The organism is Caulobacter sp. D5 (assembly GCF_003185805.1).
Lineage (GTDB): Bacteria > Pseudomonadota > Alphaproteobacteria > Caulobacterales > Caulobacteraceae > Caulobacter.
The window spans coordinates 21571-30104 of sequence record NZ_QHJY01000126.1 but is presented as its reverse complement, the minus strand read 5'-3'; the positions used below and the strand labels follow the sequence as shown (position 1 = coordinate 30104).

The 8534-nt window shown below is 68.4% G+C and carries 7 protein-coding genes; 1 reads left to right on the top strand and 6 read right to left on the bottom strand.

The window, feature by feature from the left end:
• Positions 1-24: 24 nt before the first annotated feature.
• Positions 25-495 (bottom strand): Lrp/AsnC family transcriptional regulator, encoded by a 471-nt coding sequence (locus DMC18_RS09460; protein WP_110132885.1) that lies wholly within the window; start codon positions 493-495, stop codon positions 25-27.
• 162 nt (positions 496-657) lie between these two features.
• Here DMC18_RS09460 and DMC18_RS09455 point away from each other — a divergent pair, with 162 nt between their 5' ends.
• A complete protein-coding gene (locus DMC18_RS09455) occupies positions 658-1002 on the top strand; it encodes a hypothetical protein (protein WP_110118104.1) in 345 nt (114 codons plus the stop codon).
• 98 nt (positions 1003-1100) lie between these two features.
• Here the strand turns inward: DMC18_RS09455 and ftsZ are convergent, their stop codons facing one another.
• From ftsZ to DMC18_RS09430, 5 genes are all read right to left on the bottom strand, one after another.
• On the bottom strand, positions 1101-2645 hold the full coding sequence (gene ftsZ, locus DMC18_RS09450) for a cell division protein FtsZ (protein WP_110118105.1): 1545 nt from the start codon (positions 2643-2645) through the stop codon (positions 1101-1103).
• Positions 2646-3077: 432 nt separating this feature from the next.
• Complete coding sequence (gene ftsA, locus DMC18_RS09445; RefSeq protein WP_110118110.1) at positions 3078-4403, bottom strand: cell division protein FtsA; 1326 nt, start codon at positions 4401-4403, stop codon at positions 3078-3080.
• Between the two features lie 33 nt (positions 4404-4436).
• The gene (ftsQ, locus tag DMC18_RS09440; RefSeq protein WP_110118106.1) at positions 4437-5345 is read right to left on the bottom strand and encodes a cell division protein FtsQ; all 909 of its coding nucleotides are present in this window, start codon (positions 5343-5345) and stop codon (positions 4437-4439) included.
• A gap of 477 nt (positions 5346-5822) precedes the next feature.
• A complete protein-coding gene (locus DMC18_RS09435) occupies positions 5823-7229 on the bottom strand; it encodes a M20/M25/M40 family metallo-hydrolase (RefSeq protein ID WP_110118107.1) in 1407 nt (468 codons plus the stop codon).
• A 103-nt stretch (positions 7230-7332) separates the two neighbouring features.
• The gene (locus DMC18_RS09430; RefSeq protein ID WP_110118108.1) at positions 7333-8418 is read right to left on the bottom strand and encodes a serine hydrolase; all 1086 of its coding nucleotides are present in this window, start codon (positions 8416-8418) and stop codon (positions 7333-7335) included.
• Positions 8419-8534 lie beyond the last annotated feature (116 nt).

Here is an 8534-nt window from a genome sequence, read left to right as displayed (position 1 = left end):
CCTCTCCCTATGGGAGAGGTGTTTTCATTCCAGATAATCCAGCGGCAACGCCGTGGAGTCCTTGATCGTCTCCAGGACGAAGCTCGACTGGATGTCCTTCACGGCCGGCATCTTCAGCAGGCGCTTCATGGTGAACTCGGCATAGGCGTCGAGGTTCGGGGCCACTACCCGCAGCAGGTAGTCGTAACTGCCGGTCATGGCGTGGCAGCCGACCACCAGCGGCTCGCGCAGTATGGCTTCCTTGAAGGCCTCGGCGGCGGTCTCGTTGTGGCGGTCGACCGCGACCTCGACATAGGCCAGCAGGGCGAGCCTGGCCTTGCGGCGATCCAGCACCGCCACATAGCCGCTGATCAGGCCGGCGGCTTCCAGCTGCTTGACCCGCCGCAGGCAGGGGCTGGGCGACAGGCCGACGCGCTCGGCGAGTTCCACGTTCGTGACCCCGCTGTCGCGTTGCAGGACGTCGAGGATCTTCTTGTCGGTGCGGGTGAGCTTCATCGTGACCGATCCATGCCCAAATCCAGCATAAGGCGCCAGCCACTCTGCGACGACAACCGACACGCCGCCAGCATACGCGCAAAAAGCGAGTGCGAAGCGGTCGCCCTCCATGGCAGAGCTTCGCAGACGCCGTTTCGGCGATCCCCGGACATGGAGCAGACAATGAAAACCCTTTGGCGACGCCTTTTCCCGCTGGCGCTCATCCTGTGCGGCCTGGCCGCCACCCCCGCCTCGGCCGCCACCGAACTGCCGTGGGCCAAGGTCACCATGCTCACCGGCGGCTGGACCGTTCCCCTGCTCGCCGTCCAGACCTCCGCGACCTTCAGCAATCCCAACAGCTGCCCCAATACCGGGCTCTATGTCGTGCCGCCGGACGCGGCCTCGCATCAGCTCTTCAGCTCGATGCTGCTGACCGCCTATTCCCGCGGCGACGACGTGAAGCTGGTCATCGATGGCTGTTCGGGCTGGCCGGTGATCATCGGCATCCAGATACGCCCCGCCGCCTGAGCCCCGCGACGCAAAGCAAAACGCCCGGGCCAGAGGACCCGGGCGCTTCGACTTACGCGGTACGCTTACTGTTACGCTTACTGGTACTAACTCGGAGTTCAGTTGGCCAGGCGGCGCAGGAACGACGGGATCTCCAGATCCTCGCCGTCGTCGGCCTGGGGCTCGATCGGCTGCAGTTGCGGGCGAACCGAGCTGGTCTGGCGCGCCTGGGGCTGCGGGGCCGGCTCGTAGCGTTGCTGGCGACCGCCGCCGAACAGGCTCATCCAGCCGCCGCTCTTCTGCTGACGGCGATCCTCGTAGTGATCGCTGTACAGCGGCTCGTCATCGGCCTCGGCGACCATCGGGTCGACGATGCGGGTGACGCGCGGCGCGGGGGCCGGCTCATAGACCGGTTCCGGCTCATAGGCGGCTTCCGGCTGGGCGTAGAGGTCGGCCTGGGCCTGGACCGGTTGCGGGGCCGGCTCGTAGGCGGGCTCCGGATAGGCCGAGGTCGGGCGCTCGATCGGACGAGCCTCGTAGCGCGAACCCGGGCGGATTTCCGGCTGGGCCGGAGCCTGGGCGACCGGCTGCGGGGCGGGTTGCGGAGCCGGTTGCGGCGCGGGACGCGAGGTCTCGGCCAGCAGCGGCGGGGCCTGGACGTTGCGGGCGACGGGCTTGGGTTCGATCTGCTGGATCGAAGCGCCGTCCATGCCGGTGGCGACCACCGACACGCGGATCACGCCGTCCAGCGACGGATCGAAGGCCGCACCGAAGATGATGTTGGCTTCCGCGTCGACCTGGTCGGAGATCGCGTTGGCGGCCTCGTCCACTTCGAGCAGGGTCATGTCCATGCCGCCGGTCACGTTGACCAGCACGGCCTTGGCGCCCTTCAGCGAGACTTCGTCGAGCAGCGGGTTGGCGATGGCGTTCTGGGCGGCCATCAGGGCGCGGTCTTCGCCGGTGCCCTCGCCGGTGCCCATCATCGCCTTGCCCATCTCGGTCATGACCGTGCGGACGTCGGCGAAGTCGAGGTTGATCAGGCCCGGCAGGACCATCAGGTCGGTGATCGAGCGGACGCCCGAGTGCAGCACCTGGTCGGCCATGCCGAAGGCTTCGGCGAAGGTCGTGCGTTCGTTGGCGACGCGGAACAGGTTCTGGTTCGGAATGACGATCAGGGTGTCGACGTAGCGTTGCAGCTCCTGGATGCCGGCGTCGGCCAGGCGCATCCGGTGGCGGCCTTCGAAGTGGAAGGGCTTGGTCACCACGCCGACGGTCAGGATGCCGCGTTCGCGGGCGCACTTGGCGATGATCGGGGCAGCGCCGGTGCCGGTGCCGCCGCCCATGCCGGCGGTGATGAACACCATGTGAGCGCCTTCCAGGTGCTCGCCGATCTCGGGGAAGCTTTCCTCGGCGGCGCTCATGCCCACTTCGGGGTGAGCGCCGGCGCCCAGGCCCTGCGTGACCTGCACGCCGAGCTGGATGCGACGGTCGGTCTTGGCGAACTGGAGCTGCTGAGCGTCCGTGTTGGCGACGACGAACTCAACACCCTCGAGGCCCGCCTCGATCATGTTGTTTACGGCGTTGCCGCCCGCGCCGCCGACGCCGAAGACCACGATGCGCGGCTTCAGCTCAGTGGTGCGCGGCGCCGAAAGTGAAATAGCCATGGGGACCCTCGCGTCCTTACGCCGAATTCGTCAAATGAACCGACCGCAAGTCGGTAACGCCTCGACGATCGGGTTAACAGAACAACCACCATCGTTAACTGGCGGTTAAAGCCATAATCTGAGTCGGCTGCAGGTCGATCCCGCTTACAGGGAAAAAAGCGAGTTATCCAAAGGAATTGCTTGGAACTCCTTGGTTTCCAAGCTGGGCCGAAACCCCTGTGCGACGGAACGCCGCTAGCCGTTTTTTCCGGCCAAACCCGTTGGATTCGGGGGCGCGAAACTACACTGTTCGGCCTTTCAGGCACTTAGAAAGTTAAGCGACAGGGTTAATTCACCCGTCGGGTGATTTGTTCGCGCGAGCCGATAGCACGCGCGAAAACGCCCCGCCCTTTCGGGCGAGGCGCTTCGAAATCCCGGATCGGGAAGAAAAGCCTAGAGGTTGTCGCGCAGCCAGGCGGCGGCCTTGGCCACCGGCGAGGCGTTGGGATCCATCGGGCGCTTGCGCACCTGGCCGCCGGTCAGGGCCTTGGGCGAGACCACCTCGCGCGGCCCGAAGGCGGCGCGGTGCAGCACGCCGGCGGCGGCGCAGAAGGCCGGACCCGAAGCGGCGTCGGCCAGATGCGGCACCCGGCGCGGACGGCCCAGGCGGACCGGACGGTCGAACACCCGCACGGCGACTTCGCGAACGCCGGCCAGTTGGCTGGCGCCGCCGGTCAGGACGATGCCCGCCCCCGGCTCCACGGGCGCGCCCGAAGCCTTCAGGCGCTCGCGCAGCAGTTCCAGGGTCTCTTCGACGCGCGGCTGGATGATGCCCTTCAGCAGGGAACGAGGCGCGATGACAGGACCTGCGCCCGGATCGTCGCCCCGCGGCGGGGCCTCGATCATCTCGCGGTCCTCGTTGGCCGAGGCGATGGCGCTGCCGTGCAGGGTCTTGATGCGCTCGGCGCCGGCGACCGAGGTCTGCAGGCCGCGGGCGATGTCCTGCGTGACGTGCCCGCCGCCGACGGCCAGGCTGTCGACGTGGCACAGGGCGCCGTTGTTGAACACCGCCACCGAGGTCGAGCCGCCGCCCATGTCGATGCAGACGGCGCCCAGGTCCATCTCGTCCTCTTCCAGGGCCGCCAGGGCCGAGGCGAAGGGCGCGGCGACCACGCCCTCGAACGACAGGTGGGCGCGTTCGACGCAGTGGGCCAGGGTGTGGAAGATGTTCTCGTTGACCGAGACGACCAGCAGTTCCAGCCCCAGCGCGCGACCGAACATGGCGCGCGGGTCACGGATGCCCTTCTGGCCGTCCACCGACCAGGCGATCGGCAGCAGGTGCACGGGCTTGCGGCCCGGCAGGCGAACCTGGGCCAGGGCCGAGGAAATGGCGCGCGACAGGTCTCCGTCCGCGATCGGACGAGCGCCCAGCGAAACCTGGGTGTGGACGCGATGGCTGGCCAGCTGGCCGCCGGCGGTGCAGACGCTGACGCCCTGGACGTTGACGCCGGCCACGGTCTCGGCGCGCTCCACGGCTTGCGCGATCGCTTGAGCGGCTTCGTCCAGATTGACGATCGCCCCGCCGCGCACGCCGCGCGACTGCACATAGCCGACCCCGGCGGTCGTCAGGGTGCGGTTGTCGCGATGAATGCCGTCGCCCTTCATGATGAAGCACGTGACCTTCGACGCGCCCAGGTCCACGGCCGCGACCGCGGGCTGACGCACGAGCGTCGCCTTCAGGCCGTCACGGGCCTGTCTCCGGTCCTCAAGTCGCGACATGGTCAGGGTCACCTCAGTCCATCACTTTTGTTCTTAAGCCCCGTTGGCCACCGGCTGCCCGGGCAGCACGGAGTCACGGGGCCGGATCGCCACCATCTCGGGATCGCGCAGGTCGATGCGCGCGAAGCCGAGATCGAGGATGCGTTGCCGCTGGTCCAGTTGATCCAATTGAATCAACGCGGATTCTTCGTCAATGGCCGGCAACTGGATCAGGGATCCATCTTTCAGCCGCAGGTCCCAGCGGCGGTCGTCGACGCGCACCAGCGCTTCCAGACGATCGCGCAGGCGCGGCCGGGCGTTGACCGCCGGCAGGATGTTTCCCGCGGCCTGGTCGGCGCCCTGCCCCACCACCAGCGGCAGGTGCGGGAAGCGCGCGGCGTCGGCCTCGCGGATGATGCGGCCCTCGGCGTCGATCACCTTCAGGCGGCCGGAGTGCTGCCACACGGCCAGGGCCGGGCGCTCCTCGACGGCGATCATCACGGTGTCGGGCAGCAGGCGGACCACCTTGGCCGACTTCACCCAGCCCACGCCCTCGACGCGGGCCTTGAGGTCGACGAGGTCCATGCCCAGCGTCGGCTGGTCCTGGTAAAGGCCCGTGGCCTTGAGAATGTCGGCCTGGGCGGTGGCCGAGGCGCCGGTGACGTGGACGGCCTTCAGCTTGAAGCCGAGGTTGGCGAACTCGCTGTCGACGCCGCCGACCATCGCCTCGCCCAGGCGCTGGGCGCGGTGGCCGGTGGCCAGGGTGACAACCAGGGCGAGCGCGAGCGCGCCGCCAGCGACGCTCAGGGCCAGGCTCGGCGAGACGCCCACCCCGCCGCGCGCGGCGTGCAGCTTCCCCGCCGGCTGCTGTTGCTGAGCCGGGCGAGCCTTGTTCGGACTTGCGGGCGCTTCGGCCCGGGGGCGCGCTGGCTTGCGCGGTCCCCCCCGCACTGCCGCGGGCATAAGCGTCCTCCACCATCAGACACTAGAGAAAAGGAACCCTTCGGCGCCGCGCCGGACCCGACCGTCGTTCGACGACGGGGGCAGGTTCGGACGAAGCGCCTATGGAGGCGTAGAAAGGCCCGAAGGTCGTTAATGTCGTCATAACGAAGGGGCCGCCGTATTACGGTCCGGCAACCAAGACGTGCGCCATTTCGGCACGGTCGTTAACCCTGCCGCGCCCTTGCGGCGCCAGGGTTTGCGGCGGTTTTCCCTGCGCGGGCAAGGCCTGGCGCAAGCTATGCCGCGGCGCCGCAAATCTGTGGATGAGCACATAAAGTATGAACGGCCGCGCGCTTCGCGACCTTTTGACTCACCCGTCGGTCGCGGCGACGCGCCGCACGCGCGGGGAGTGTTTAGTTTCCGCCCCCTCCCCGGTCGTCATCCCGGAAGCCGCGCAGCGGCTATCCAGGATGACGATGGAGGGGGAAGCGGGAGGGATCAGTGCCCCGCCGTCGCCGGCGCAGCCGCGCTGAGCGCGCGGAAGTCGATGTCGCTGTCGGCCACCAGGTAGACGAAGCTCGTCCAGGCGGCGACGTTCTGGGCCAGCTGGATCGGGTCCACCTTGTCCAGGGTGTCGTCGGCGGTGTGGTGGTAGTCGAAGTAGCGGCTGGCGTCCTGGTTCAGGGCGATCACCGGCACGCCGGCGCCCTCGATGCCGCTGATGTCGGCGCCACCGTGGGCGGCCGGGGCCTTGTCGAAATAGACCTTCAGCGGGCTCAGCACCTGGAAGGCCGCCTTCATGGCCGGATGGCCCTCGGCGCCCTTGGGCAGCTGCAGGCTGTAGATGCGGTCGGCGCCGGTGTCGCTCTCGCCGGCCAGGACCAGCTTCTCGAGATTGGCCTTGTTGGCCGCCAGGAAGGCCTCCGACGAGCCGCCGCTCTCCTCCGAGCCCCACATCACCACGCGGATGGTGCGCTTGGGATGCTTGGGCAGGTCGCCGATCAGCTTGGCGGCGGCCGTGGTGATGGCGATGCCCGCCGCGTCGTCGAAGGCGCCGGTGCCGACGTCCCAGCTGTCCAGGTGGCCGCCGATGACGATCACCTCGTCGGGCTTTTCCGAGCCCTTGATGTCGGCCGAAATGTTCCAGGCCACGTCGCCGGCGTCGAGGCTGGAGGCCAGCTTCAGCTTGATGCGCAGCGGACCCTTCTTGGCCAGGCGCTCCAGCTGCTCGGCCTCGGGCACGCCCAGGGCGGCGGCCGGGATGGTGATCACGTCGGGGCCGTTGGTCGTCACGCCGGTGTGCGGCACGGTCGAGCTGGAGGTCGAGATCGAGCGGATCAGCAGGGCGACCGCGCCGCGCTTGGCGGCCTCGACCGGACCCGAGCGGCGCGAGATGCCGGCGATCCCGTAGCCGGCGCCGTCCTGGGCGCGGACCATCGGCTGGGTGATGACGACGATCTTGCCCTTGATGGCGCTTTCCGGCGCGGTGATCATCTCGGCATAGGTGGAAAACAGCGCCACCTCGGCCTCGATTCCCTCGGCGGGCGTCGGGATGGTGCGGCCAAGGCCCACGATCGACAGCTTCAGCGGATAGGGCGCGACCAGCTCGGCGCTCTCCTCGCCGCGGGTCCAGGACGGCTTGGCGAACGCATCGACCTTGATGTTGGTGAAGCCGAGCGCCTTGAACTTGGCGACGCTCCAGTCCTTGGCGCGCTCCATGCCCGGCGAGCCGACGAGGCGCGGGCCGATGGTGGTGGTCAGGTCCTCGGTGATGTCCCAGGCCAGGTGGTCCGCCAGGGCCTTGTCGCGCAGCGCCTCGGCGGTCTTGACGTCTTGAGCGTGAGCGGCGCCCGCCAGCAGGGCGGAAGCGGCGACGGCGGTCAGCAGGCTGCGGAACATGAGCAGGATTCTCCCCTAAGGCGGGCTTTTCATAGCACTGCTCTTCGACCCGAGAACCCCGCCCCGCGCCCACTTTTGTCAGCAGCGTGCAGGAGGCGCGAAAATCGTCCTACCCAGGCCGAGGCGCGGCTCCGAACAACTTGTCGGCGAAGAGGTCCAGCGCCTTCTGCGACAGGTCGGTGTTGTTGAGGATCACCACCGTGTCGCCGGTGTCGAGCCGGTGGCCCAGCACCGAGCGGAAGCCGGCCGTGCGTCCGGTCTCCCAGGCCGCCAGCTTCACCTGGCCGTCGATGGTCAGGGTCCGCGTCCGGCCGCCCAGGGTGTAGTCCTGCTCGGGCACGCGGATCGTGGTCAGGGCCTTGCGCGACACTTCACTGAGAAATGGCGTGTCGAAGACCACGTGGGCGGCCACCAGCAGGTCGTCGACCGTGCTGAAATAGCCGCCGCTGGCCGCCATCACCGACAGCCGCGGATTGGTCCGGGGCGCCAGCGGCGGGCCGGCGTAGTAGGACCGCGCCACGCCGGGATCCTCGTCGATCATGGCCGCCTGGGTGTGGCGCATCTTCAGCGGGTCGGTCGTCAGTTCCCGCACCACCGCCTGGAACGGCTTGCCGGTCACAGCCTCGACGATGGCCGTGACGATGAACCAGTTGACCGGGTGGTAGTCGAACTTCGTCCCCGGCGGGAACAGCGGATCGCCCTGGCCGAACAGCTTCACGGCCTCGGCGGGGGTCACCTCGCGCTTGAGGATCTCGGGATCGGCCTTCAGCATGGTCATGAAGGTGTTGGGAATGCCGCTGGTGTTGGACAGCAGGTGGGCCAGGGTCACCGTCTTGCCGGTGTCGGGCCGCTGGTCGGGCAGCCAGGTCGCGATCGGAGCATCCAGGCTGAGCTTGCCCTGCTCGACCAGCCGCAGCACGGCGATGGTGGTCAGCCACTTCGAGATCGAGGCGATGCAATAGACGGTGTCGCGCGTGGCCGGCTTGTTCGCCTCGATGTCGGCCGAGCCGAAGGCGCGAACGTAGGACGGCTTGCCCCGCCGGCCGATCATCACCACGCCCTGGAACTTCTGCTCGGCGACGAAGGCGTCGACGATCGGGTTGGCCGGCCCGAGCTGAGCCGGCGACGCAAGGGAAAAGCCGGGAGCGGCGCACAGCGCCCCGGCGGCGGCGAACAGACCGCGACGATCGATCATGCAACTAACCCCACGAAATCGCCGCCCCCAGCGATGGCGCGACTCTGGCGCACGGCGCGGGCGAAGTCCCGTTAAGCTTTGGCAATGAGCGAACATTGGCATTCGACGAGAAGCGC